The organism is Streptomyces sp. NPDC002055 (assembly GCF_040296705.1).
GTDB lineage: Bacteria > Actinomycetota > Actinomycetes > Streptomycetales > Streptomycetaceae > Streptomyces.
In genome coordinates, this window is record NZ_JBEOXS010000006.1 from 39,747 (window position 1) to 63,662 (window position 23,916).

General features: G+C 72.1%; 21 protein-coding genes and 1 tRNA gene. 11 read left to right on the top strand and 11 right to left on the bottom strand.

Annotated elements, in window-relative coordinates:
- Window positions 1-164: 164 nt before the first annotated feature.
- Both ABT112_RS04760 and ABT112_RS04765 read right to left on the bottom strand, forming a co-directional pair.
- Window positions 165-698 carry a putative immunity protein gene (locus tag ABT112_RS04760; protein ID WP_351505557.1) on the bottom strand — a complete coding sequence of 178 codons (534 nt, stop codon included), beginning with the start codon at window positions 696-698 and terminating at the stop codon, window positions 165-167.
- Between the two features lie 222 nt (window positions 699-920).
- Window positions 921-1,005, bottom strand: a tRNA-Leu gene (locus tag ABT112_RS04765).
- Between the two features lie 169 nt (window positions 1,006-1,174).
- Between ABT112_RS04765 and ABT112_RS04770 the strand changes: the two genes are divergently transcribed.
- From ABT112_RS04770 to fdhD, 3 genes are all read left to right on the top strand, one after another.
- Window positions 1,175-2,581 carry a DUF2254 domain-containing protein gene (locus ABT112_RS04770; RefSeq protein ID WP_351505559.1) on the top strand — a complete coding sequence of 469 codons (1,407 nt, stop codon included), beginning with the start codon at window positions 1,175-1,177 and terminating at the stop codon, window positions 2,579-2,581.
- 667 nt (window positions 2,582-3,248) lie between these two features.
- Entirely contained in the window at window positions 3,249-3,980 is a 732-nt protein-coding gene (locus ABT112_RS04775; RefSeq protein WP_351505561.1) for a GNAT family N-acetyltransferase, read from the top strand.
- A 424-nt stretch (window positions 3,981-4,404) separates the two neighbouring features.
- Window positions 4,405-5,304 carry a formate dehydrogenase accessory sulfurtransferase FdhD gene (gene fdhD / locus ABT112_RS04780; protein ID WP_351505563.1) on the top strand — a complete coding sequence of 300 codons (900 nt, stop codon included), beginning with the start codon at window positions 4,405-4,407 and terminating at the stop codon, window positions 5,302-5,304.
- A gap of 199 nt (window positions 5,305-5,503) precedes the next feature.
- Here fdhD and ABT112_RS04785 read toward each other — a convergent pair whose 3' ends face one another.
- From ABT112_RS04785 to ABT112_RS04810, 6 genes are all read right to left on the bottom strand, one after another.
- A complete protein-coding gene (locus ABT112_RS04785) occupies window positions 5,504-5,662 on the bottom strand; it encodes a hypothetical protein (RefSeq protein WP_351505565.1) in 159 nt (52 codons plus the stop codon).
- Between the two features lie 267 nt (window positions 5,663-5,929).
- Window positions 5,930-6,112, bottom strand: coding sequence for a hypothetical protein (locus tag ABT112_RS04790; RefSeq protein ID WP_351505567.1), 183 nt, complete (start codon window positions 6,110-6,112; stop codon window positions 5,930-5,932).
- Window position 6,113: 1 nt separating this feature from the next.
- Window positions 6,114-6,473, bottom strand: coding sequence for a DUF6415 family natural product biosynthesis protein (locus ABT112_RS04795; protein ID WP_351505569.1), 360 nt, complete (start codon window positions 6,471-6,473; stop codon window positions 6,114-6,116).
- Window positions 6,474-6,694: 221 nt separating this feature from the next.
- Window positions 6,695-7,537 carry a helix-turn-helix domain-containing protein gene (locus ABT112_RS04800; protein WP_351505570.1) on the bottom strand — a complete coding sequence of 281 codons (843 nt, stop codon included), beginning with the start codon at window positions 7,535-7,537 and terminating at the stop codon, window positions 6,695-6,697.
- Window positions 7,534-8,286 carry a DUF6879 family protein gene (locus tag ABT112_RS04805; protein WP_351505572.1) on the bottom strand — a complete coding sequence of 251 codons (753 nt, stop codon included), beginning with the start codon at window positions 8,284-8,286 and terminating at the stop codon, window positions 7,534-7,536. Before ABT112_RS04805 ends, ABT112_RS04800 begins: the two co-directional genes overlap by 4 nt.
- A gap of 152 nt (window positions 8,287-8,438) precedes the next feature.
- Window positions 8,439-9,656: a cytochrome P450 family protein gene (locus ABT112_RS04810; protein WP_351505574.1), complete on the bottom strand. Its 1,218-nt coding sequence runs from the start codon at window positions 9,654-9,656 to the stop codon at window positions 8,439-8,441.
- A 747-nt stretch (window positions 9,657-10,403) separates the two neighbouring features.
- On the opposite strand from ABT112_RS04810, the gene ABT112_RS04815 reads away from it, so the two are divergent.
- Window positions 10,404-12,344: an exo-alpha-sialidase gene (locus ABT112_RS04815; RefSeq protein ID WP_351505576.1), complete on the top strand. Its 1,941-nt coding sequence runs from the start codon at window positions 10,404-10,406 to the stop codon at window positions 12,342-12,344.
- Between the two features lie 381 nt (window positions 12,345-12,725).
- On the opposite strand, the gene ABT112_RS04820 is transcribed toward ABT112_RS04815, so the two are convergent.
- A complete protein-coding gene (locus tag ABT112_RS04820; protein ID WP_351505578.1) occupies window positions 12,726-13,949 on the bottom strand; it encodes a right-handed parallel beta-helix repeat-containing protein in 1,224 nt (407 codons plus the stop codon).
- Window positions 13,950-14,726: 777 nt separating this feature from the next.
- Between ABT112_RS04820 and ABT112_RS04825 the strand changes: the two genes are divergently transcribed.
- Complete coding sequence (locus tag ABT112_RS04825) at window positions 14,727-16,550, top strand: AMP-dependent synthetase/ligase (protein WP_351505580.1); 1,824 nt, start codon at window positions 14,727-14,729, stop codon at window positions 16,548-16,550.
- A gap of 158 nt (window positions 16,551-16,708) precedes the next feature.
- Entirely contained in the window at window positions 16,709-17,542 is an 834-nt protein-coding gene (locus ABT112_RS04830; RefSeq protein WP_351505582.1) for an aldo/keto reductase, read from the top strand.
- 219 nt (window positions 17,543-17,761) lie between these two features.
- Here the strand turns inward: ABT112_RS04830 and ABT112_RS04835 are convergent, their stop codons facing one another.
- Complete coding sequence (locus ABT112_RS04835; RefSeq protein ID WP_351505584.1) at window positions 17,762-18,634, bottom strand: class I SAM-dependent methyltransferase; 873 nt, start codon at window positions 18,632-18,634, stop codon at window positions 17,762-17,764.
- A 222-nt stretch (window positions 18,635-18,856) separates the two neighbouring features.
- On the opposite strand from ABT112_RS04835, the gene ABT112_RS04840 reads away from it, so the two are divergent.
- Genes ABT112_RS04840 through ABT112_RS04850 form a run of 3 tightly spaced genes read left to right on the top strand, consistent with a single transcriptional unit; the run spans window position 18,857 to window position 21,591 of the window.
- The gene (locus ABT112_RS04840) at window positions 18,857-19,447 is read left to right on the top strand and encodes a sigma-70 family RNA polymerase sigma factor (protein WP_351505586.1); all 591 of its coding nucleotides are present in this window, start codon (window positions 18,857-18,859) and stop codon (window positions 19,445-19,447) included.
- On the top strand, window positions 19,444-20,217 hold the full coding sequence (locus tag ABT112_RS04845) for an anti-sigma factor (protein WP_351505588.1): 774 nt from the start codon (window positions 19,444-19,446) through the stop codon (window positions 20,215-20,217). The genes ABT112_RS04840 and ABT112_RS04845 overlap by 4 nt, the downstream gene beginning before the upstream one ends.
- Before the next feature lie 9 nt (window positions 20,218-20,226).
- Window positions 20,227-21,591 carry a cryptochrome/photolyase family protein gene (locus ABT112_RS04850; protein WP_351505590.1) on the top strand — a complete coding sequence of 455 codons (1,365 nt, stop codon included), beginning with the start codon at window positions 20,227-20,229 and terminating at the stop codon, window positions 21,589-21,591.
- A gap of 51 nt (window positions 21,592-21,642) precedes the next feature.
- Here the strand turns inward: ABT112_RS04850 and ABT112_RS04855 are convergent, their stop codons facing one another.
- Complete coding sequence (locus ABT112_RS04855) at window positions 21,643-22,350, bottom strand: protein kinase family protein (RefSeq protein WP_351505592.1); 708 nt, start codon at window positions 22,348-22,350, stop codon at window positions 21,643-21,645.
- 294 nt (window positions 22,351-22,644) lie between these two features.
- Between ABT112_RS04855 and ABT112_RS35310 the strand changes: the two genes are divergently transcribed.
- On the top strand, window positions 22,645-23,595 hold the full coding sequence (locus tag ABT112_RS35310; RefSeq protein ID WP_502975246.1) for an NsdA family TPR-like regulatory protein: 951 nt from the start codon (window positions 22,645-22,647) through the stop codon (window positions 23,593-23,595).
- Complete coding sequence (locus tag ABT112_RS04865) at window positions 23,486-23,791, top strand: 4a-hydroxytetrahydrobiopterin dehydratase (protein ID WP_351505596.1); 306 nt, start codon at window positions 23,486-23,488, stop codon at window positions 23,789-23,791. Before ABT112_RS35310 ends, ABT112_RS04865 begins: the two co-directional genes overlap by 110 nt.
- The last annotated feature ends 125 nt before the right edge of the window (window positions 23,792-23,916 follow it).

Here is a 23,916-nt window from a genome sequence, read left to right on the forward strand (position 1 = left end):
TTCCGCGGGTAAGCCCCGAGGGTGACCGGCCGACTACGCCCTGGTCAGCCCTTCAGCGGCGCGGCGCTGAGCTCGCGCGACAGTGGGCCAACAGGTTCATTCGAGCGGCGAGTTACCCTGTCCGCTCTTACGCGCGGGCCCGCAGCGCGGTAAGGAGGGCCTCCTCAGCGGGAGATGCGCAAGGAAGCATCCAAGGCACTCATGAGCCGGTCCACGCGGCCCCTGCCGTTCGGTGCGGCCGGGTACCGGCTCAGGACATCCCGCAGGGCCGGCGTTGCGCGTTGGCGGGCCTGCTCGATGCTCTCGTCCCCGGCTTCGGGGTCGTCGCCCGCCGTCAGCTCGGCCACGCGCGCCGCGTTTGCGGCCGCGCGCAGGATGTGGCCCACCTGGGTGGCCTTCGCGATCGGGTGGAGGTACGCGGCTGCCGCGGCGTCGCCGGCGGCGCGCGCGGCGAGACCTGCGGCTTCCGTGCCCGCTTCCTTCGCGGCCCGGTGGGCGTCCAACGAGGTGACACGCTGCAGCTTGGTCCTTCTCGCGCCGTTCACGAATTCCCAGGCGGCGTCGACGGCCGCTCGAGGCCGCGGGTCACCGGGGACGGCTTCCTCGAACACCGGAAGGACTTCCTGAGCGCTCTCCGCCGCGTAGCGCGCCACGACTCGCAGCTCGTCCATGGTCAGCTCGAAGTCGCCGGTTGTCATGAGCCGATCCTGTCATCGTCGCTGCGCCCCCGATGGCCGATCGACCACGGAGATGCCCGGCGGCTCTGCCGCGCGGTTTCGCGTCCAGTGGCGTCGCCGCGCGAGCCATGCCATGAGGCGCCGTCGCACAACCGCGGTCACATGAGCGTCGTCGCATGCCAGCCGCCCAAAACGAAACGGACCGTGACTGCTCGAGTCACGGTCCGCCGTATTCGGAGTAAGTGTCCGAGGGGGGACTTGAACCCCCACGCCCGATAAAGGGCACTAGCACCTCAAGCTAGCGCGTCTGCCATTCCGCCACCCGGACAAGGTGTCGTGCCGCAGTTCCCCGCGGCGACAGGAGTAACGATACCAGGGGTCCGGAGGTGCTTTCACCTGCGTATCCCGAGGTCCGGGGGGTGCGCCCGGCGCCGGGGGCGCGGGCTCCGACGGGCCGTCGTGGAGCATCTCGACGCCATGCACTTACAGTGCACGATGTGACACACGATGTGACCGAGGTGGCGGGCCGGCGACGGACGAGACGGCTCTCGCCGTTGCGTGAGTGGCTGCGGGAGGCGTTCTGGTTCGCTCCGGTGGTGGGACTGCTCGGCGCGATCGTGCTGGCGCTCCTCACCACGGCCGCCGACACCTGGCTGATCGACGTCCTGCGGGACGCGGGCGAGACCGACGAGATCGACGACCTGCTGAAGATCTCCGACGACGCCAAGACGCTGCTGAACACCGTCGGGTCGTCCATGCTGACCTTCATCGGCGTGGTCTTCTCGATCTCGCTGGTCGCGCTGCAGATGGCGAACCAGTTCTCGCCACGGGTGCTGCGCCTCTACATCCGGAGCCGGATCACCCGGGTGACGTTCGCGGTCTTCCTCGCCACGTTCGCCTTCACGCTGCTGGTGCAGTTCCAGAACGAGGGCAACAACGATCCCAGGACGGCGACCTCGGTGCCGGTGGTGTCCGGTGTCGTGGGCCTGGTGCTGGTCATGGTCAGCCTGCTGTTGTTCATCGCGTATGTGCACGCCATCCTGCGCCTCATGCGGGTGCACCAGGTGATCGACCGGGTGGCCCGCGAGTCGCTGGCCGCCCTCCGCGACCAGCCGCTTCCGCCGGGCTCCGGGCGACTTCCGTCGGGTTCCGGGCCGCTTCCGTCGGGTTCCGGGCCGCTTCCGTCTGATGCCGGCTCCGGGCCGGACGGCGGTGAGGTCCGGACCGGGCTGCCGGAGGGCGACGGGCGGATCGTGTACTCCGGTCCGGCCGGGGTGCTGCGGAGCGTGAACGCGGGGCGGCTCGTCCGGCTGGCCCGGCGGCACGGGGTGATCCTCCGGCTGGAGCCGCGGATCGGCGACTTCATCGTGCCCGGCACTCCGGTCTGCACCGTGCACGGCGGTCCGGCCCCGACCGGGCGGCGGGTGCGGACCGCGTTCCAGGTGGGGGTGGAGCGCACCTTCCACCAGGACCCCGGCTACGGGCTGCGGCAGCTGTCCGACATCGCGCTGCGGGCCCTGTCGCCCGCCGTCAACGATCCGAGCACGGCGGTGCAGGCACTCGACCGTATCCACCAACTGCTGGCGGTGCTGGTGCGACGGCCGTTGGGTGAGGTGCATTACAAGGACGGGGAAGGCGCCCTGCGGCTGGCCCAGCCGTTGCCGACGTGGGCCGATCTGGTGGATGTGGGGCTGGTGGAGATCCGGCACGCCGGAGCCGCGGCGCCACAGGTGTCGCGGCGCCTGGTCGCCGTGCTCGACGATCTGGTGCGGCTCGCGCCCGAGGGGCGCCGGGAGCCGTTGCTGCGGCACCGGACGCTCCTCGGGCGAGCCGTGGCCCGTGCCCTTCCGGACCCCACCGAGCAGGACTTCTCGATGCATCCCGACCGGCAGGGCATCGGCTGATCCACCCGGCCGGCGAGGCATCGGCCGCTCCACGCCCCGCGTTCCGTCGGACGGACCGTCGCGCCATGCCGGTATGACGTCATTCCGGCATTCCGGCATTCCGAGGTGGCGGCCGGGTGCGAAGCCGATCCGGCGGGCGGAGCGGTGCCGCGGACCGCGGCGACGGCGGGGCACGGCGGTACAGGGCCGGCGCGCGGCCGCATTTTCGCCACTCCGGCATGACGTCGCCCCGGCATCACCACGTCGCTCCGGCATCAGGTGGTAGTCCGGGACTTTTCCCGGCAGGCGCTCCCCCCCCCTCCAGGCCCTGCGTCACGGCCCGGACCAGCAGGTCTCCGCCGACGAAGGCACCGCGCCTGGCGGGACGTTCCGCTGCCCGAGATCCGGGCCCGGCGCTGTCCGGCCCGGCCCACACACGGAACCGGCTGGATCCGACCGCTCAACGGGGCCTGATGTCACCGCAGTTAGTCTGGGGGCGCTTTTGAGCACCGCCCGGCGGAACGGGGCTTCAGGACGCGCCTTCCCTGGCCCTCACACCACCGCCGGAGACGCCCCGTCCGCGCACCGGAGACGACCGCCTGTCACCGGACCGGAAACGACCACTGGTGGCCCGGGACGACCGTCGGTACGCGCCGATGGACCGGCCCCGCAGCACAGGGAGACACCCATGGACCAGCCGACCGCCGCCCAGCCCACGATCCGCCGCGCCCGCCCGGAAGAGCGGGATTCCATAGCCCGGCTGCTGGGGGAAGCCTTCATGGACGACCCGGTCAGCGGCTGGGTGTTCCCGGACGAGACGCACCGGCGCACCGCGCATCCCCGGTTCTTCGGGGTGATGCTGGACGCGGCGCTGCGCGACGGGTGGGTCGACGTCAGCGAGGACGTGTCGGCTGCCGCCCTGTGGCTGCCGATCCCCGCCGAGGAGGCTCACGGGTCCGGGAGCACCGCGGACAGCCCGCATGCCGGCGCCCCCGGCGCCCCCGGTGCCCTCGGCGGCAGCGACGGGGACGGAGCCACGGACGGCGCCGAGGACGACGGCGACGGGGACGGCGGAGACGAGCCGGCGATGGCCGAGCTCCTGGCCGCGGCCGATCCCGGCAACGAGCGGGTGGTCACCGTCGCGCGGTTGACCGGCGAGGCGCACCCCACCGGCACCGCGCACTACTACCTTCCGGCCATCGTGGCGGCTCCGGGCCGGCAGAGCGCGGGGCTCGGCGGCGCCCTGCTGGCCTCCGCGCTGGACCGGTGCGACCGGGAGCGGACGCCCGCCTACCTGGAGGCGAGCAACACCCGGAGCAAGGCGCTGTACGAGCGCCTCGGCTTCGTCCTCTGCGGCCGGACCGTGGACCTCCCGGGCGGGCCCTCGCTGTGGCCCATGTGGCGCGAGCCCCGCGCCTGACGCCCGCCCCGCGCGCCGGGCGGACGCGGACACGCTGCGGGCCCTCGCCCGGGCCCGGCCGGGTCCCGCCGCCCGGGCCGTGCCCCGCGGGCCCTCCGCCGCCGTCGGCCCCGTCGGCCCCGTCGCCCCCGCCGCCGTCGGCCCCGTCGCCCGGTCGTCAGGCGGCACCCGTCTCCCGGACCGGCAGCCTTCCCCCGGACCGGCGCCCCTCTCCCGAACCGGCGGACCGGCGAAAGGGCGGACCGGCGGACCGGCGGGGCCTCCCGCCCTGCCGGGCAGCAGGCCGTGCCGGGCAACCGGCCCGGGCGCGGGTGCAGGACAATGAGAGCGCGGGCCACCTCGCCGTCACCCGGCCCGGTGTCCCACGGCAACCACACCGCCGGGGCCGCACCGGCCTCCGGGACCGAGACACGGGACTGATCACATGGGACGGGTCACCGACAGGCGGCGTGTGCTGCGGATCCGCGACGGCGCGGTCAGCACACGCCCGGACACCCTCGTCACCGAGGAGCCCCTGGAGATCCGCCTCAACGGCAAGCCGCTAGCCATCACCATGCGCACGCCCGGGGACGACTTCGCACTGGCCGCCGGCTTCCTGGTGAGCGAGGGGGTGCTCGGCGCGGCGGAGGAGCTGCGGACCATCGTCTACTGCGCCGGAGCGACCGAGGACGGCTCGAACACCTACAACGTGGTGGATGTACAGCTCGCCCCCGGGGTGCCCGTCCCGGACATCACGCTGGAACGGAACGTGTACACCACCTCGTCCTGCGGTCTGTGCGGAAAGGCCAGCCTGGACGCCGTACGCTCCACGGCGCGCTGGCCGGTCGCCGACGACCCGCGGCTGAAGGTGACGCCCGCGCTGCTCTCCGCCCTCCCCGACCGGCTGCGTGCCGCACAACGGGTGTTCGACCGTACGGGCGGCCTGCACGCCGCCGGACTGTTCTCTCCGACGGGCGAACTCCTCGACCTGCGGGAGGACGTGGGGCGCCACAACGCCGTCGACAAGCTGATCGGGCGCGCCCTGCAGTCCGGCGAACTGCCCCTGTCACAGACGATTCTGCTGGTCTCCGGCCGGGCGTCGTTCGAACTGGCCCAGAAGGCGGTCATGGCGGGCATCCCGATGCTCGCCGCGGTGTCGGCACCGTCCTCGCTTGCGGTGGACCTGGCCGCCGAGACCGGGCTGACCCTGGTCGGCTTCCTGCGGGGCAGCTCGATGAACGTGTACGCCGGGGAGGACCGGATCGCACTGCAGGCCGACAACGACGGGGAGGCGGACCGGGCCGGGGCCCGGTCCGAGACCGCCGTCGGCAACCGACGGCGCTGAGCTGAGCACACGGCGCACCGTCAGCGGTGTGTGTCCGTGCCCGTCGCTCGCTTCAGGAGCGCAGAGTTCAGCGGTGGAGCGCTGCCCCCAACAAGGCAGAGTCCCCAGTTCACGTCCGTCGATGGGCTCTTCACGTGAGGAGGCCCCGGCCATCCGCCACGGGCGGCAAACGGACGGCCGGAGGACGGAGAACCGGGGATCAGCGGACCGAGTAGGTGTACGTGAGCAGTGCTACCGGCATCGCGGCGCACAGGACGAGACAGATTCTCCAGGCGGGGATGCCGAAGAAGCGGGTACCTTCGCCGTCTGTGTACACCTCGCCGTTGTCCTCGATGGTGCGTTCGGTTCTGATCTTCATCTCTGCCTCCGGCTGATCATGGCAGCGGCGATGAGTAAGAGGCCGGCCACCGGCGCCACGACCATACAGCCGCTCGTCTGCCCGTTGCCCTGGTCTCCGCCCGGTCCCGGCCTCTTCCGGCCTCGTTTCCCGGCCTTCTCCTCGTACTCGCTGTAGGTGCTCACGGCGTGCCTCCACTGTGATCGGGGTGGCGAGAGCCCCGGCGTGGCGCAGGGGCAGGTGTGGGGGCGGGCCGCCGGCGGAGGGGGAACGCCGCCGACGGCCCGGTCAGGTGCGGCGGCTTTCGTAGACGGGGCCGCCGCTCGCGGCCGGGACAAGGGGCCGGAGCCGGCAGATGCGCATGCAGTCGGAGCAGACGTACAGGATGGCGCCGGGGCCGGAGCCGGTCTCGACCGGGGCGATCAGGGTGGGCTTATTGCTACAGCCCGGGTGCCCGGAGCAGTACTGCACATCAGCCTCCCCGGTGCTGAGTGAGGAGCCACTGGCAGTCGCGGGCCAGGGCGGAGACCTGAATGTGCGCGGCGAGGGGACCGCCACCGAGGCCCTGTTCGACCTGCCGCCGGATGCTGTCGAGCGTGGCGCGACGGGTGTACCACGCGATGCTGCCGCGCCAGAGCTTGTCGGTTGCCGCGTCGACGGCGGGGTAGAGGACGGCGATGTGGGCGAGGAGTTGCTGTTCGAGGTGGCGCAGCTCGTCCATGTCGATCCGGCCGGCGGCAGTTCGCAAGGACCGCACGATGGTGTCCTGAATCGCGGTCTCGTCGGTGGAGGCGAGGGCGCCCTCGGCCTCAGGGGGAGGCGTGTCGGTCATCCGACCGCCTCCGCGGGCCGCGGTGCCGAGTCGATGAGCCGAACCGCGCCTGCGGCGTTCATGTCTCCGACCGCGCCGAGGACGTTTCCGGGTGGCAGCCATTCAGGCCGCAGACTGCATGTCTCTGTGCCCATGAGCAGGACCGTAGGGAAGCCCTCGGATTACTGGCGCGCCCGATTCTCGAATATTCTCCGGCCGGAGCCGGTGATTCTCCGATGTGCTCACGAGAGGACGAGCTGCGCCCTCGCCCGGGTGATGAGGCGGTGCGCCTTGTGCCCATACACCGCCGAACGGCTCAGCAGTTCCCACACCTTGCGGTACAGCGCGATGTTGTCCGCGTCGTTGAGCCAGAGTTCGGCGTGCCAGTCCTCCGCGATGACGAGCCGCTCGTCATAGATCCAGAAGCCGTTGGCCGGGGGGATGCTCACAGGCGCGCCGAAAGGCACGATGCCCAGCGCCACCGTGTCGAGCCCGAAGACCCCGGACAGCCGGTCGAGCTGGGCGGCCAGAACGGACGGCGGGCAGATCGCCGTGTGCAGCGCTGCCTCACCCATGACGATGTGGAAGGTGCGTCCGGGCCGGTACAGCGCGTCTTGGCGCTGCACACGGGCACGTACAGCATCGTCGATGTCCCTCACGGAGTCGTGGAGGTCGGCGTACCGCGTGAAGACATGCCGGGCGTAGTCGGCGGTCTGGAGCATGCCGACGACCATGGCACCTTCCCATGCCCGCAGGACGGTGGATCGCTCGTACTCGGCGCTCAGCGCGTCTTGCACCGGGCGGTGGCCGGCGGCGAGCTGGCGGCGCCAGGACCGAGAGCGTGATTCGAGCCCCTGCACCCGGGCGTTCAGCTCCGGGGTGGCTTCGGGGTGTCCGACGCCTTCGGCCCACGCGCGCAGATCCTCTGCGGTGGCAGTCTGCCTGCCGGTTTCCAGCTTCGACACCTTGGACTGCGTCCAGCCCAGCAGCGCGGCGAGATCGCGGCCGGTGAGTCCCGCCTCGGTGCGCAGCTCACGCAGCCGCGCGCCGAGGGAGGCCCGAGCCTGCTGGAAGTCGGTGGTCACGCGGTCGAAGTTACCTGCGCCGCAAAGTCGCTGTGAGGCTTCGCGTGGTGCCAGGCTGCGTCGCGGATCTGGCAGTACCGGAGGACGTCCACAGGGTTGGTGATCAACTCGACGCCGGTCATCGTGTCGGCGTCGTCGAAGCGGAGCAGCGCCACAACCCGGGAGTCGAAGATCCAGAAGTCTTCGGTGGGCAGGGAAAGACCGTCCGCAGTGTCGCGCGAGAGGTTGCGGATGTCCTCGCCCACGGCCGCGTTCCGGCGGGCGTTGTCGAGAAGGTACAGCTGGCCCGTGGTTGCTGGAGTGTCCACGATGCGCACCCGCTCGAACCGCTTGCCCTGTGCGGACTGCTCCCGGCGCGAGACGCACCAGGGGTCCTCGAGGTCCCACGCCACGGCCTGACCGCGGGCGAACTGCTGGTAGGTCTCGGTGTCCTCGTCCGAGGCATAGCGCCGGCGGGACTCCAGGCGCCATGCGGCGTGCTCGAAGATCTCGAACATGCCGTCGAACTCTTCGAAGCCGATGGCCTGCGGTACGTGCACGGCCTCCTTCGGCCCGAAGTTCGCGAGCAGCTCACGCGGCACGGTGACAGCGGCTTCCCCGTCCTTGATGTTGCGGAGCTGGGCAAGCTCGGCGGGGTCGGTCACCGCATCTCCCTGCACCAGATATTCGGCCGTCCCCTCGATCTCGTAGAGCGTGGGGCATCCGTTGTTTCCTGAGTTCGTACCGACCATGCGGAGCCTGCGGGCCATGGCGTGTCCCCCTTCACGGGTCTGGCGTCGGTCTCGCCCACCGTAGCCCTCTCCGCGTGGGGCACGACGGAACACAGGAAGGTACGCCCCTTTGGGGAAGCGCCGACCGTCGGACCTGATCAGCGGTTAGGCAGAGCCCGGGGCCCTACGGCTCAGCCCAACGTCACCGGCAGCGTCCGGATGCCGTTGGAGACGATGGACGGCAGGGGCTGGAGGTCCTCCGGGGCGGCGGCGAGTTGCAGGGCGGGGAAGCGGTGGAAGAGGCGTTGCAGTGCGGTCTCCGCTTCCATCCGGGCCAGCGGGGCGCCGAGGCAGAAGTGGGCGCCGTGCCCGAAGGAGAGGTGCCGGGTGGGGCCGCGGGTGATGTCGAACCGCTCGGCGTTCCGGCCGTGCGCCCGGGGGTCGCGCCCGGCGGCGGCGTACGAGGCCAGGACCGCCTCGCCCTTGGCGATGATTGTGCCGTCGATCTCGATGTCCTCGGCGGCGTAGCGCATGGGGAACTGGCCGACGGGGCTGTCCCAGCGCAGGGCCTCCTCCACGACCGCGCTCCAGGTCTGCTCGCCGGCCCGGACCAGGGCGAGCTGGTCGGGGTGGGTGAGCAGGGCCCGTACGGCGTTGCAGATGAGATTGAGCGTGGTGGCGTGCCCGGCCAGGAACATCAGCAGCAGGGTGCCGACGAGTTCCTCCTCGCTGAGCCGGTCGCCGTCCTCCCGGGCGGCGATGAGGGCCGAGGTGAGATCGTCGCCGGGGTGCTGCCGTTTACGGGCGATGATCTCCCCGAGTGCGGCGTGCAGGGCGCGGACGTTGGCGATCGCCTCGGCGGGCGGCGTGGTGCTGCTGACCAGGATCTCGCAGAGCCCGTGCAGGGTGTCCCGGCGGTCCTCCGGGATGCCGAGGAGTTCGGAGATGACACCGATCGGCAGCGGATAGGCGAAGTGCGCGCGCAGGTCGACGGGGCCGGGGGCCGCGTCGGCGAGGGAGTCGAGCAGAGAGTCGGTCAGCTCCTCGATGCGCGGGCGCAGCGCGGCGGTGCGGCGCGGGGTGAACGCCTTCGAGACCAGGCCGCGCAGCCGGCGGTGCTCGTCGCCGTCGGCCGTGGTCATGCCCTTGTTCATGATGAAGGTCATCAGGGGCCAGCCCGGCGGAACCCGGCCTTCGGTGAGCGCGCTCCAGTGCTCGGGGGATTTGACGAAGCGGGGGTCGGCGAGGGCCTGTTGCAGTGCGTCGTGCCGGGCCAGGGCCCATGCCTGCACCTGTCCCGGGAGTTCCACGAGGGCCGCGGCGCCGGTGTCCCGGAGCCGGGCGTTGTCGGCGTGCTGGTCGAAACCGAGCGGGCAGGCGGCTCCGGTCTTGCGGGGCGCGGTGTCCATGGGGTCCCTTCGGTGGGTGAGGGCGGCTGGGACAGCGGGCTGCGGCGGGAGGCCGGGCCCGGCCGGGCGCGTCAGCGGTACGGAGCGGCGGTCACGTCGTAGCGGAGGGGGCGCGGAGGCCGATACGCGACCGCCCGGGACGGACGGTCCCGCTACGGCGGCCGCGCCGCGGGCCACGCGCCCCGCAGCCCGCACATCCCGACGGCCGTTCGGCTCCTCGGCATGATGCGGCGTCAATATATTGATGCCACTGTGGAGTTGGTAGGGACGGTGCAGTTGAGGCGGATCGACCACGCTGGGCGTCATCGAACGCTACCGCTTCGAGCGTCGTCAGGAACCCCCGTCATCGAACCCGGGATCAGCCGCCCCGGCAGGTCGGCGAGCCGCTGATCGCACCGAGGCCATCGGGGTACCCCTGCCGTCCGTGCGGCGGGTGCGCGGCGGCGCGCCGCTGCCCGGGGTGCTCGGCGGGGATGTGGCGGGGACCGTCGCCGCGCTCTGCACCGGCGTGACGGGCTCTCCGTCGGGCCCGGTCACCGGGCTCGCCTTCACCCGCGCCTTCACCCGCGCCTTCGCCGAACTGTCCACCGGCCCGGCCGCACCGCCTCCCCCGTGCCCGACGGGCCTCGGCTACTCCGGACGAGCTGATGGGCGCACGGTGCTTGTGAGGGGGAATGCCCGGCACGTACCGTCGACGCCCGGACATGGGACGTGGGATGTCCGGATTATCGGCTGAAGGGACGCGCCATGCCGTCAGTTCTCCGTCCACGCCCCGGACCCCGTCCACGCCCGCTCCGGTGGCACCGGCTGTGGGTCTTACTGGCTGCCGCCCTGCTCGTCCCGCCCGCGGTCTCCGTGCGGGCCGCGGCCGCGGAGGGCTCCCCGGCCGCGGCCCGCAGCGGCTTCGAGCAGCAGGTGCTGTTCAAGGCCTCGCAGGACCCCGGGTACGCCTGCTTCCGGATCCCGGCGGTCGTGCGGACCGTCCGAGGCACCCTGCTCGCCTTCGCCGAGGGCCGGGTGCTGAACTGCGGTGACGCCGCCGACATAGACCTCGTCCTCAAGCGCTCCACGGACGGCGGACGCACCTGGGGCCCGCTCCAGGTCGTGGACGACGGCGCCGGCGACACCCATGGCAACCCCGCACCGGTCGTGGACACCCGCACCGGCCGGATCCTCGTCGCGACCACCTACAACAAGGGCCGGGCCGACTCGCTGAGCTGCGCCGTGCCCTGCGACCGCACCCCGCACCTCCAGTACAGCGACGACGACGGCGCGACCTGGTCGCCGCCCCGGGACCTGACCGAGGCGATCCGGCCCCCGGCCTGGAACTCCTGGTACGCCACGGGCCCGGTGCACGGCATCCAGCTGACGCGCGGACGGCACGCCGGACGGCTGGTGTTCGGGGTCAACGCCGAGAGCCACGACGGGACCCGGATCACCGCGAACCACGCGGCGCTGGTGCACAGCGACGACGGCGGCCGGACCTGGCGGGTGGGCGCCGTGGACACCTGGCCCGTGGCCCCCGACGGAACGTTCCGTCAGAAGCCGTCCGAGATGACGCTCCTGGAGCGGAGCGACGGCGCGGTCCACGTCAACGGGCGGGAGCAGGACGGCACGGACCTGGGCCACCGGACGTACGCCGTCAGCCGGGACGGCGGCGAGAGCTTCGCCGCGCCCTTCCGTGCCCTTCCCGACCTCACCACGCCGATGGTGCAGGGCGCCGCGCTGCGGCTGCGGAGCCGGGACCGGGACGGGTACAGCAGGCTGCTGTTCTCCGCGCCCGCCGACCCCGACCGCCGCCGGACCATGACGATCCGTTCGTCCTACGACGAGGGGCGCACCTGGGAGAGCGCCGACCGGGGCAAGCGGGTCACCGCCGACTGGTCGGGCTACTCCGACCTGGTGGCCCTCTCCGACGACGAGGTCGGCCTCCTCTACGAGGGCGGCACGGCGGATGCCCGGGACGAGATCCGCTTCGCCCGGTTCACCGAGGAGTGGCTGGGCCCGCGCCGCGCCCCCGACCCGACCACGGCGGACCGGGCCCTGTGGGCCCGCGGGGCGTCCGTGCTCGGCGGGGCGGCGGAGGTGGCGGGCCGGTTCAAGGGGGCGCTGTCGTTCGACGGCGGCGACGACGCGGTGCGGCTGCCCTTCCGGGAGTCGCTGCGCCTCGGGGCCGGTGACTTCACCGCGAGCCTATGGTTCCGGTACGCCGCGACCGCCGGCGACCAGCCGTTCCTGTGGATGGGCGGCGTGGGGATCCGGAATCCGCAGGTCTGGCTCCGCGGCGAGCCGTCCCGCGGGCGGATCACCGGGCTCATCACCACGGCCGACGGAGCGCGGCCCGCGGCGACGGCCACGGTGAGCACGCCGGGCGCGCACAACGACGGCGCGTGGCACCATCTCGCGCTGCGCCGGACCGGCGGCCGGCTGCTGCTCGCCGTCGACGGTGCGGAGGTGACCGCGCCGGACGTGCCGGGCACGGTGAGCCGGTCCTCCACCTTCGGCGTCCATCTCGGCCAGTCCGCGGACAGCCGCACCTGGCTCACCGGCGCGCTCGACGACGTGCGGGTCTACGACCGGGCGCTCTCCGGCAAGGAGTTGGAACGCCTCCGCACCTGGGGCGGCCCCCTCGGCGGGCTCCCAGTGCTGTGGCTGCCGCTGGACCGGGTGCGTCCGGCGGAGGACTGAGGGGGACACGGCTGAGGACTGAGGGGGAAACGGCTGAGGGGACAGGTGACGCGCGGCGATGTGCGGACCGGGGCCGGGTCGAGTGGAGGAAGTGCCCGGCCGCGCGGAGGGGAGCCGGGCCCCGGCCACGACTTCGGGAGCAACAGGCTGCGGCGGCGGCCTCGGGAGCGGCGGGCCCCGGGCACGGCTCCGGGAGCAGCCGGCCGCGGGCACGGCGCCGGGACAGGCCGCGGGCACGGCTGCGGGACAGGCTGCGGCCACGGCTCCGGGAGCGGCGGTGATGCCGCCCCCGGAGCCGCCCGTCCGGCGCCCGACGCCGCCCGGCGTGACGCCTGTTCCAGCGGGCGGGCGGTACGGGCGGGGACGGGCCGGGGCGCAGGGTCAGCCGACGCAGCCGGCGGGGACGGTGGCGCTGCCCGTGCAGTTGGCCGGGCTGTTGGCGCTGATGGTGGTCCCGACCCCGGGGAGCGGGAGGCCGAGGGCGAGCCTGCCGCCCTCCGTGCCACCCGTGGTGGTGGTCACCTGACGGCGGTCCAGCGCGACGGAGCCGGAGACGTTCGTGTACCCCTCGGGCAGGCTCGTCGCGGTGCGGGACGTCTGCCCGTCGGCCCGGAAGAGGTCCGGGACGCCGAAGTTCCAGACCGTCTGCGTGCCGGTGCCCGGGGTGGTGGTCGTGGTGCTGTTGCCGGTGACGTTGCTGGTGACGTTGTTGTGGCTGTCCCGGTAGGTCACCGAGTTCTCGTCCTCGTCGTTCGTGCTGCTCGGCACATCACGCAGGGCGGACGCGCTGCGGGTGCCGTCGGCCTTGACGCCCCCGTCGATGGTCATCTCGCCGTTGTTGAGGATGCCACCGGCCATGCCGCCGGTGGTGGCCGAAGCATCTGCGGCCACGGTGCCGGCGGCCGAGGCACTGGCGGCCGGGGTGGCGGCGGACGCGTCAGCGGCGGCGCTGGCGGCGGACTCCTTGGCCGCCGGAGTGGCGGCAGCCGACGGTGCGGCGGCCGCGGCACTGGCGGCGGCCGACGGGACGGCGGCGGGGCTACTGGCGGCCGACGGGGCCGCTGCCGAGGCGTCGGCCACGGAGTTCTCGGTGACGGAGGTGTTGGTGAGGGCCGCCGTGCCACCGGCGTCGACGGCGATGCCGCCACCGTCCCCGGCGGCGGTGTTGCCGGTGATGAGGCTGGTGTCCACGGTGAGGGCCCCGTCGTTCTGGACGAGGATGCCCCCGCCGTCGGCGGTGGTCAGGCCGCCCTCGACGGTGAGCGCCTCCAGGGTGAGTTCACCGCCCGCGCCGACGGTGAAGATGCGGAACGCCTCGTCGGCGTCCACGTCGCGGCTGATCGTGACGCCGTTGCCCTCGAGCGTGATCGGCTTGACGATCACCGGCAGCCCGCTCTCCCCGTCGGCCGGGGTGGTCAGGTGGTAGGCACAGCCGGCGGCCAACGCGAGCGTGGCGCCGTCGCCGCTGTTGGCGGCGTTGATCGCCGCGATCAGCTGGGCGGTGTCGCACGGTACGGCGGTGGTGGCCGCGTCGGCGGGCACGGCCAGTGCCCCCAGCATCAGCGCGGCCCCGGCGGGAGCCAGGCACAGTCGGGTGAACTTCACGGGTTCTCCTCTGTGTACGGAGCGACGGCGGCCGCTGCTGCACGACGGCCACCGCTCGGAATCGGACGAACCCAGTAACAGGCCGATCATCGCATTTACCCGGCATGTGGACCCCGCCGGACGTCCAATGGAGTACCAGATAGCACCGAATGCCGGGCATGTGGCAGAAGTCCCGGACTGTCGACCGCCGTCGCCTGCGGTCGACCTCCCGTCGGCCACCCATCGAGCCACCGGGGCGCCGTCCGCTGCTGCTGGCGCGGCGGTCCGCGGCGCGCGAGATTTCCGGGTGACCGGAGCAACCCCCGAGCCTCCGACGCCGTCTCCCCGTACGGCCCGCACCGGCACTCCCGTCCCGGGTGGAGCGACCGTCCACGGCCACCCGCCGCGACACCCGCACACCCCGGAAGCCGGTACCGGAACACACCCCCGGGAGCCGGTACCGGAGCGCACGCCCCGCGGAGAGCTGAAGCGGAAGATTTCGCTCCGAGCCGCACTCCGCGCCCCGCGGGCCGCCCCGACCGGCGGTAACCGGCCCATCTGCCCCACGAGGGCACGCACTGTAAAGCGTCCGTGACGTCCGCGGGCGGATTCGGTGGAGATTGCCGCGCCCTCTCCTTACTCCGGAGTCAGGTTTCACCCAAGCTGTCCCGCACAGGACCGCACATCGCGGCCTGACCAGCGCAGATGTCGCCATTTCCGATTCCGGGACGCCTCTCCCCACCGGGGGCCGGATCGGGTACCGTCGCGGCGCTGTGCTGAGCACGCTAGGAGCAGTCATTGCGCGAGTTCACCGTCCCTCCCGTTGAGGCGGCGCCCCTGGTCGGAGGCCTGGCGGACGCCGTTTTCGACCATGCCTCCGACGACCCGGACCGGGTCGCACTCGGCCGGAAGGTCGACGGGCAATGGCGGGATGTGACCTCGGGGGAGTTCTGCGCGGAGGTCCTCGCGATCGCCAAGGGGCTGCTGGCCCAGGGAGTCCGGTTCAACGACCGCGTCGCGATCATGTGCCGTACGCGCTACGAGTGGACGCTGTTCGACTTCGCGCTCTGGTCGATCGGCGCGCAGCCCGTGCCGGTCTATCCGACGTCCTCGGCCGAGCAGGTCTACTGGATGATGTACGACGCGGGCGTCTCCGCGGCGATCGTCGAGACCGAGGACCACGCCATGACGGTGGGCTCGGTGATCGACCGGCTGCCGACGCTGACCCGGCTGTGGCAGCTCGACGCCGACGCGGTGGGCGAGCTGACGGCGGCCGGGGAGCACATCGACGACGAGGTGGTGCACCGGCACCGGCTGGCGGTCACCCCCGACTCCCCCGCCACCGTCATCTACACCTCCGGCACCACGGGCCGCCCCAAGGGCTGTGTGATCAGCCACGCGAACCTGATGTTCGAGTCGGACACCCTGATCGCCCGCTGGGAGCCGGTGTTCCACTCCAAGCCCGGTGACGAGGCGTCCACGCTGCTGTTCCTGCCGCTGGCCCATGTCTTCGGGCGGATGGTGGAGGTCACGGCGATCCGCGGCCGGGTGAAGCTGGGCCACCAGCCGAGCCTCGGCGCCAAGGAACTGCTGCCGGACCTGGCCGCCTTCCGGCCCACCTTCATCCTGGCCGTGCCGTACGTCTTCGAGAAGGTCTTCAACGCCGCCCGCCGGAAGGCCGAGGCGGAGGGGCGCGAGGGGCCGTTCGACAAGGCGGTCGAGGTCGCGGTGCGGTACGCGGAGGCGCAGGAGCACAAGGCGTTCGGTACCGGTTCGGCCCCCGGTGCCGGTCTGCGCATGCAGCACCAGTTCTTCGAGAAGGTCGTCTACAGCAAGGTCCGCGAAGCCATGGGCGGCCGGATCCGGACGGCGATGTCGGGCGGCTCGGCGATGGAACGCCGGCTGGGGCTGTTCTTCGCCGGTGCCGGGATCACCGTCTACGAGGGCTACGGGCTCACCGAGTCGACGGCCGCGGCCACCGCCAATCCCCCGCGGCGCACCCGCTACGGCACGGTCGGCCGGCCCATCCCCGGCACCACCGTGCACATCGCGGACGACGGTGAGGTGTGGCTGCGCGGCGGTCAGGTGTTCCAGGGGTACCTCAACGAGCCGAAGGCCACCGAGGCCGTGCTCAAGGACGGCTGGCTGGCGACCGGGGACCTCGGCGCGCTGGACGAGGACGGCTATCTGACGATCACCGGCCGGAAGAAGGAGATCCTGGTGACCTCGGGCGGCAAGAGCGTGTCGCCCATCCCGCTGGAGGAGCGGGTGCGGGCACACCCGCTGGTCTCGCAGGCCATCGTCGTGGGCAACGACCGCCCGTACGTCGCCGCGCTGGTCACCCTCGATCCCGACGCCGTGGAGCACTGGCTGCAGATGCGCGGCAAGCCCAAGCTGCGGCCCGCCGATCTGGTGCGGGACAAGGACCTGGAGACGGAGATCCGGCGGGCGGTGGTCGCGGCGAACACCTTGGTGTCCCAGGCCGAGTCCATCCGGACCTTCCGGATCCTGGCGGCACAGTTCTCCGAGGAGCACGGCATGCTCACGCCATCGCTCAAGCTCAAGCGGAAGGTGATCGAGAAGGCGTACGCCACGGAGGTCGACGCCCTCTATCACGCCTGAGGCCAGGTCCTATCACGCCTGAGGCCACGCCCCACGGCGCCTGATCCGAGCCATCCGGAACGGCGGACCGGCACATCCGGTCGGCTCACCGGGAATGCGGCGGACCCCGAAGATCGTTGACAGTGGTATCCGACCGTCTACTTTCTAAGGATCGACGCGTGAGCAAGGTCCCCTTCACCACCCTGAACAACGGCGTCCGGATGCCGCAGCTCGGCTACGGGGTCTGGCAGGTGCCGAACGACGAGGCGGAGAGCGCCGTGGGCCTCGCGCTGGAGGCGGGCTACCGCAGCATCGACACGGCCGCCGCCTACCAGAACGAAGAAGGCACCGGGAAGGCGATCGCCGGCTCGGGACTGCCCCGTGAGGACCTCTTCGTCACGACCAAGCTGTGGAACGCCGACCACGGCTACGAGTCGGCCCTCAAGGCGTTCGACACATCGCTGTCCCGGCTCGGCCTGGACTACGTGGATCTCTACCTGATCCACTGGCCGCTGCCGTCGCGCGACCTGTACATCGAGACGTGGAAGGCGCTGGAGACCGTCCTCGCCGACGGCCGCGCCAAGGCCATCGGCGTGTCGAACTTCCAGCCCGAGCATCTGCGGCGTCTGCTGGACGAGACCTCCGTGGTGCCCGCGGTCAACCAGATCGAGCTGCACCCGCAGTTCCCGCAGGCCGAGGCCCGCGCACTCCACGCGCAGCACGGCATCGCCACCGAGGCGTGGTCGCCGATCGGGTCGGGCAAGGGCCTGCTGGACGACCCGAAGCTCGGGGAGATCGCCCGCAAGCACGGCCGCTCCCCGGCCCAGATCGTGCTGCGCTGGCACCTCCAGCTCGGCAATGTCGTGATCCCGAAGTCCGTGACCCCGTCCCGGATCAAGGAGAACATCGACCTCTTCGGCTTCGAGCTGGACGACGCCGATCTGAACGCCATCGCGGGCCTGGACGCCGGTCAGCGCCTCGGCCCGGACCCGGCCACCTTCGACGTGGCCTGACCGGTCCGGCTTCACCGGAAGGGCTGACCTTCCGGCCGGTTCGCAACGGCGCCGCCGCTCCTCGGGAGCGGCGGCGCCGTTCGCATGCGCGGCACCGGCCGGGTGTCCTCAGGGGTCCTTGCACGATGCCCGCCCAGGTCGTGCGCTCACCGGGCGCTCATCGGGCAAGGACCCTCACGGGTCCGGGCGGCGCTCACCGGACCGGCGCGGCGTGCCCGCTCAGCTGTCCGGTCCCGGCCGCCGGGCGGTGTGCACGGTCTGGGCGCTCAGCAGGAAGACGTCCGGCCTGCGGTGGATGCCCTCCGGGTCGTCCGGGTCGGCCAGCCGGCCGAGGGCCGCCCGGTCGTCCGCGTCGATCCGGTCCGCCAGCTTCTCGCGCAGCCGCGCCAGGTCGGCGGCCACGAACTCCCGGACCCCGGGCGCCGCCGGTGCGGGCAGGTCCAGCAGGAAGGTCCGGGTGCCGGCGGGTTCGAGACCGGCGGCGGCGAGCAGCGCGGGCCAGTCCTCGACCTCGGACTTCGAGCCGGGAAGCTCGGCGCGCATCTCGGTGAACCGGTCGGCGTTGAGGGCGTCCAGCCGCTCCTGGAGCCCCGGCCGGCCGATCCCGATGTCGCGGGGCAGCCAGCGGCGGGGCAGTCCGCCCTCGGACACCGCCAGGAGGCCTCCGGGGCGCAGGCAGCGGGCGAGCGCGGCGAGTGCGGCCACCTGGTCGCCGAGGTGGTGGACCGCCTTGCTGGACCAGACGAGGTCCACCGGCCCGACCGGGTCCAGCCCGCCGGGCAGGTCGGCGAGGTGGGTGCGGACCCGCTCGGCCAGCCCCTGTCGGGCGGCCCGCCGCTCGGCCCGGTCGAGCAGCTCCCGCCCGCTGTCCACGGCGACCACCTCGGCCGCCGGGAACTCCCGGGCGAGCAGGCAGCTCATGACGCCCGGACCGCTGCCGGCGTCCAGCACCCGCCGCACCCCGCCGCTCCGGCCGCGCAGCCAGCCGGTGGCCTGCTCCAGCAGCGGGATCTGGACCTCACCCTCCAGTTCGAGGAGCGGTCCCATGGCATCCCAGTCGATCTTCGTGCTGTGATGGTGATGGTCGGTCATCGTTGTCCGCCTCCGGTCGGTGCGTGCCGTGCCTGTCGCCGCTGAGGATGTCGGGAGTCACCCCTGGTGCACCAACAGGTGTGCCACTTCCGCAAAGATGTCCCTCCCGCGGCCAATCCGCGCCGGTCCCGGTCCCGAATGACTCGTGGAGCCTGCGCGGACGCGGGCCTGCCCGCGTGAAGGATGGGTGGCGTCACGAGCCGCCCGGTGCTTGGAGGAAACATGGGGTCCGCTGGTCTCCGCAGCCATCCACGGCCCGGCCCTTCCGGGCCCGATCTGGAGGAGCTGCTGGTCATGGTGGCCAGGGGCGATCAGGAGGCGTTCAGCCGGGTGTACGACGCGGTCTGCGGCCCGGTGCTCGGCGTGGTCCGCGGCGTGCTGCGCGATCCGGCGCAGTCGGAGGAGGTGGCGCAGGAGGTCATGGTGGAGGTGTGGCGGACCGCCGCGCGGTTCCGGTCGGACCGCGGCAGCGCCATGACCTGGGTGCTCACCCTGGCCCACCGGCGGGCCGTGGACCGGGTGCGGGCCGCGCAGGCCGCGACGGACCGGGAGCACCGGGCGGCCCTGCTGGACCGGACCCCCGCCTTCGACGAGGTCACCGAACAGGTGGAGGCACGGCTGGAGCGGGAGCAGGTGCGCCGCTGCATGCGCACCCTCACCGACCTGCAACGGCAGTCGGTGACCCTCGCCTACTACCGGGGACACACCTACCGGGAGGTCGCCGAACTGCTGTCCCTCCCGCTCGGAACGGTGAAGACCCGCCTCCGTGACGGGCTCATCCGGCTGCGCGACTGCTTGGGGGTGACCGCGTGAAATCCGCGGATCTGCACACGCTGACCGGCGCCTATGCGACGCAGGCGCTGCCGGAGACCGAACGCGAGGAGTTCGAGCGCCACCTCGTGGAGTGCGCGCCCTGTGCCCAGGAGGTGAGAGAACTGACCGCGACCGCCGGACGGCTGGGGCTGGCCGTGTCCATGGTGCCCCCGCCGGAGATGAAGGACCGGGTCATGAGACAGATCGTGACGGTCCGTCAGGAGCCGCCGAGCGTCTCCCGGCGCCGGGTCGGCGGACCGTCCCGACGGCGCGCCAGGTCGCCGTACCGGTTCGCGCTGGCGGCGTGTCTGGCCGCCGCCGCGGGGCTGGGCGGGGTGGCCGTCTGGCAGCACCAGCAGGTGGACGACGCCCGGCAGGAGGCCCGGCAGGAGGCCCGGCAGGCGGAGCAGCGGCAGGAGGAGATCACCAAGGTCCTGGCCGCTCCGGACGCGCGGGCCACCGGGGGCAAGCTGAAGGACGGCGCGTCCGCCACGGTCGTCGTCTCGCGCAGCCAGGACAAGGCGGCGTTCCTCGCCTCGGGCCTGCCGCCGCTGCCGTCGGGCAAGGTGTACCAACTGTGGTTCGCCGACGGTGGGAAGATGCGCTCCGCGGGACTGGTGGAAGCCTCCGCCCAGCCGGCGATGCTGATGCGCGGTCCGGTCGGGGATGCCTCGGGGATGGGCATCACCGTCGAGCCTGCGGGCGGCTCCGAGCAGCCGACCACCGATCCCCTCGCACTGATGGAATTCCCGCCCGGCCAGGGCGTGTAGGAGTGGCGCATGAGGGTGTCCATTGCCCTGTTCACATCCGACCTGCGGGTGCACGACCAGCCCGTGCTGCGGGCGGCGCTGCGCGGCGCCGATGAGGTGGTGCCCCTGTTCGTCGTCGACTCCGGCGTGCGGGAGGCGGGCTTCGACGCCCCCAACCGCCGGGCGTTCCTCGCCGACTGCCTCGCCGACCTGGACGCCCGGCTGAGGGACCGGGGCGGACGGCTCGTCATCCGTACGGGCGATGTGGTGGAGCAGGTCTGCCGGGTGGCGTACGAGGCCGGGGCGCGCCGGGTGCACATCGCGGGCGGCGTGAGCGGCTACGCGCTGCGCCGCGAGGAGCGGCTCCGGGCGGCGCTCCGGGAGGAGCGGTGCGACCTCCAGGTCCACGACGCGGTGATCACGGCGCTGCCGCCGGGCGCGGTGACCCCGTCCGACCGGGACCACTTCGCCGTGTTCACCCCGTACTTCCGGCGCTGGGAGAACGAGCGGCTGCGCGACCGGCTGGGGGCGCCCCGGGTCGTACGGGTCCCGGAGGGGATCCGCTCGGACGACCTGGTGTGCCGGACGGATCTGAAGGGCGTCTCCCCGGGGCTGGCCGCCGGGGGCGAGACCGAGGGCCGCAGGCAGCTCAAGGCGTGGACGGACGGCGGGATCGACGCCTACGCCGACCGGCACGACGATCTGCCGGGCGACGCGACGTCCCGGCTCTCGCCCTATCTCCACTTCGGCGCGCTGTCACCGGTGGAGCTGGTGCACCGGGCCCGTCAGGCGGGCGGCGCGGGGGCCGAGGCCTTCGTCCGGCAGCTGGCCTGGCGGGACTTCCACCACCAGGTCCTGGCGGCCCGCCCCGACGCGTCGTACCGCGACTACCGGACCCGGAAGGACCGGTGGCGGCGGGCCCCGGAGGAGGTCGCCGCCTGGCGGGAGGGCCGGACCGGCTACCCGGTGGTCGACGCGGCGATGCGGCAGCTGATCCACGAGGGCTGGATGCACAACCGGGCGCGACTGCTGGCGGCCGGCTTTCTGACCAAGACGCTGTACATCGACTGGCGGGTGGGTGCTCAGCACTTCCTGGACCTGCTGGTGGACGGGGATGTGGCGAACAATCAGCTCAACTGGCAGTGGATGGCGGGCACCGGCACGGACACCCGCCCCAACCGGGTCCTGAACCCCCTGGCCCAGGCGAAGCGTTTCGACCCCCACGGGGAGTACGTCCGCCGCTGGGTCCCGGAACTCTCCGAAGTGGCCGGCCCGGCCGTGCACCGCCCGTGGGACCTGCCGGCCGAGGTGCGCGACCGGCTGGACTATCCGGAGCCGGTGGTGGACCTGGGGGACGGCTTGGCACGGTTCCAGGAGGCTCGGGGGATCGGGTGAGGGCGGCTGGGGGCGCGGGGGGGTGTGGTGACGACACCGCGTCGGCGTCTGTCAGAGCGCTCCGCGGAGCTCCCGGCAGATTTCGGCACTGGTCGGCCGGTCGGCGGGGGTGCGGCTCATCATGTGATCGATGAGCCCGCCCAGCCGGCCCGGCACGTCGATCGGCCGGTGCGGCTTGTCCACGATGGCCCGCCGCTGGTCCTTCCGGTCGGCATCGTCCGGGTAGGGCACGTGCCGGCGACCGGTGGCGGAGAGGAACAACGATGCACCCAGCGCGTATACGTCGGCTTCCTTCGTCGGCACGGCGGTATCGCTCTCCAGGATGCTCCGAGAGATCTCCGGCGCCTCGTAGTGGACCAGGCAGCCCCGGTACCGGAAGTCGTAGCGGCCGGGAACCTCGCCACCGTGTGCCAGCGCCAGATCGATGAGGAAGGTACCGGCACGGCCGATGACGAAGTGGTTGGGCTGCACGTCGCCATGCGCCCACCCGTCGTCATGCAGCTCGGCCAGTGCCACAGCACATGACAGAGCCTCACCGAGGTCGGGGGCCATGGGATCATCCGTGTGCCGAAGGCGCTCCCACAGACCGTAGAGGGATTCGCCTTCATGCCAGGGCTGAGCACTCCACGTGCCTCTCTCCCACTCTCCGAAGCGGATCTCTTCGGGGCCGACACGTTGCCTGAGAATGGCGGCTTCTCGGGCGGGGGCCAACGCCGTCCATGCGTGGGTCCGGCTCGGGTAGCCCAGTTTCACCGCCATGCGACCAGCGGGAGTTCGTACGTCCCAGACGGTGGAACCACGCCGGTTGACGACGAGGCGCTTGCTCACCGGTGTCACGACGCTCTGAACGTGGTCCGGGAGATCGAACGGTCCTCGGTCGGGCATGTGAAGTCCTCTCAGCGGCAGGGCCGACCCCTTGTCACAGGGAGTCGGCCCCGGGTCAGGGGAGACTACTGGCCGTCAGGTCAGGTAGTCGCGTCCATCGTCGCTGTCGCCGGTCGGAGGGTTGCCGCCTCCGCCGTCGTCCTCGTCCTCGTCCTCGTCCCTGACATGATGCTCGGCGCCGGTGTGCTGACCGGGGTGGTTTCCGAGCAGTACAAGTTGATCAAGCGTTTGGCGCGGGGTGCGGGCCGATCGGTACGGTCAGGGCTTCTTACCGCTGTCTCCGCCCACGGCGCGCTCCTCGGGTGGCTTCACCAAGACGCCGGAATGTGGGATGAAGCCGCCTACTGGCACGGCATGGCTCAGAGCGACGCCCGGATGACCGGGGACGCGGATCTGATCGCCTACACCCTCTCCCATACCGGGCACTTGTATGCCGACCTCGGCGACGGCCGTTCGACCGTCGACCTCTGCGACGCGGCGCTGTCCGAGCGGGGCAACCTGTCCGACCGCATTCAGGTGACGATCAAGTGCCAGCAGGCTCACGGCTACGCCCTCATAGGTGACCGGCGTGCAGCGGATCGACTCCTGGATACTGCCGCGGTCGCAGTGGAACAGGTCGATCCGACTGTCCCATGGGGCTCTGCCGCAGCCCGGAACGCGTGCTACTTCGAGGTCCAGCGTGCGACCTGTTACGGCCGCCTCGGGCTGCACCAAGAGGCGGTCCGCATGTGGGAGCAGATCAACGCCGTCATGCCCTCCACGGCCCGCCGGGACACCGGGGTGTTTCTCGCCCGGCAGGCCACCTCCTACGCTTGCACCGGGGAACCTGAGCATGCCGTCGCGCCGGCCCGGGATTCGTCAGCCATCGCCCGGGAAACAGGATCAGCACGGCACCGCCAGGAACTCGGTGTCCTACGGGCAGCAATGCGGCCCTGGGCCACCACCAGGATCGGATACGAACTCGATCAAGCCATGGCTGTCCGACCCATCCCACCGAAGGAGAACCACTGTGGCTCTGGAGCCGCTGACGGACCGGCACATCACCTCCGCACTGGCCGAACTGCCCGGCTGGACTGTGGAAGGGGGCGCGCTGACCGCCTCGTACAAGGGCAAGCGTGAGCAACTGCCATCCTTTTATGCCGCTGTGGCCACCGCCGAGGACTCGGCGAACCACCACGCCCGCATCACGATCCTCTACAACACCCTGACGTTCGCCCTCACCACGCATGACGCCGGCGACCGGATCACCGAACGGGACGTCGCGATGGCCCGGACCATCAGCGGTCTCGCCGAAGAGCACGGCCTCACCGCTTAGCCATTCGGTCGGATACGGGCTGACCAGCGGGAACGCAGTCAGGCGGTCGTATCCAGAGTGGCGAAGTCGTTGGGGCCTGCTCGATCGCCTCCGGGCAGGCCTCTCGCTTGGCGTGCTCGGCCCAC

Excerpts from the sequence above, each read along its gene's own strand:
- ABT112_RS04840 (WP_351505586.1), top strand. The coding sequence starts at position 18,857 with ATGGGGTCCGCTGGTCTCCGCAGCCATCCACGGCCCGGCCCTTCCGGG.
- ABT112_RS04850 (WP_351505590.1), top strand. The coding sequence starts at position 20,227 with ATGAGGGTGTCCATTGCCCTGTTCACATCCGACCTGCGGGTGCACGAC.
- ABT112_RS04835 (WP_351505584.1), bottom strand. The coding sequence starts at position 18,634 with ATGACCGACCATCACCATCACAGCACGAAGATCGACTGGGATGCCATG.
- ABT112_RS04810 (WP_351505574.1), bottom strand. The coding sequence starts at position 9,656 with ATGGACACCGCGCCCCGCAAGACCGGAGCCGCCTGCCCGCTCGGTTTC.
- ABT112_RS04795 (WP_351505569.1), bottom strand. The coding sequence starts at position 6,473 with ATGACCGACACGCCTCCCCCTGAGGCCGAGGGCGCCCTCGCCTCCACC.
- ABT112_RS04785 (WP_351505565.1), bottom strand. The coding sequence starts at position 5,662 with ATGAAGATCAGAACCGAACGCACCATCGAGGACAACGGCGAGGTGTAC.
- ABT112_RS04855 (WP_351505592.1), bottom strand. The coding sequence starts at position 22,350 with ATGGCGGTGAAACTGGGCTACCCGAGCCGGACCCACGCATGGACGGCG.
- ABT112_RS35310 (WP_502975246.1), top strand. The coding sequence starts at position 22,645 with ATGCTCGGCGCCGGTGTGCTGACCGGGGTGGTTTCCGAGCAGTACAAG.
- ABT112_RS04760 (WP_351505557.1), bottom strand. The coding sequence starts at position 698 with ATGACAACCGGCGACTTCGAGCTGACCATGGACGAGCTGCGAGTCGTG.
- ABT112_RS04805 (WP_351505572.1), bottom strand. The coding sequence starts at position 8,286 with ATGGCCCGCAGGCTCCGCATGGTCGGTACGAACTCAGGAAACAACGGA.
- fdhD (WP_351505563.1), top strand. The coding sequence starts at position 4,405 with ATGGGACGGGTCACCGACAGGCGGCGTGTGCTGCGGATCCGCGACGGC.
- ABT112_RS04775 (WP_351505561.1), top strand. The coding sequence starts at position 3,249 with ATGGACCAGCCGACCGCCGCCCAGCCCACGATCCGCCGCGCCCGCCCG.
- ABT112_RS04815 (WP_351505576.1), top strand. The coding sequence starts at position 10,404 with ATGCCGTCAGTTCTCCGTCCACGCCCCGGACCCCGTCCACGCCCGCTC.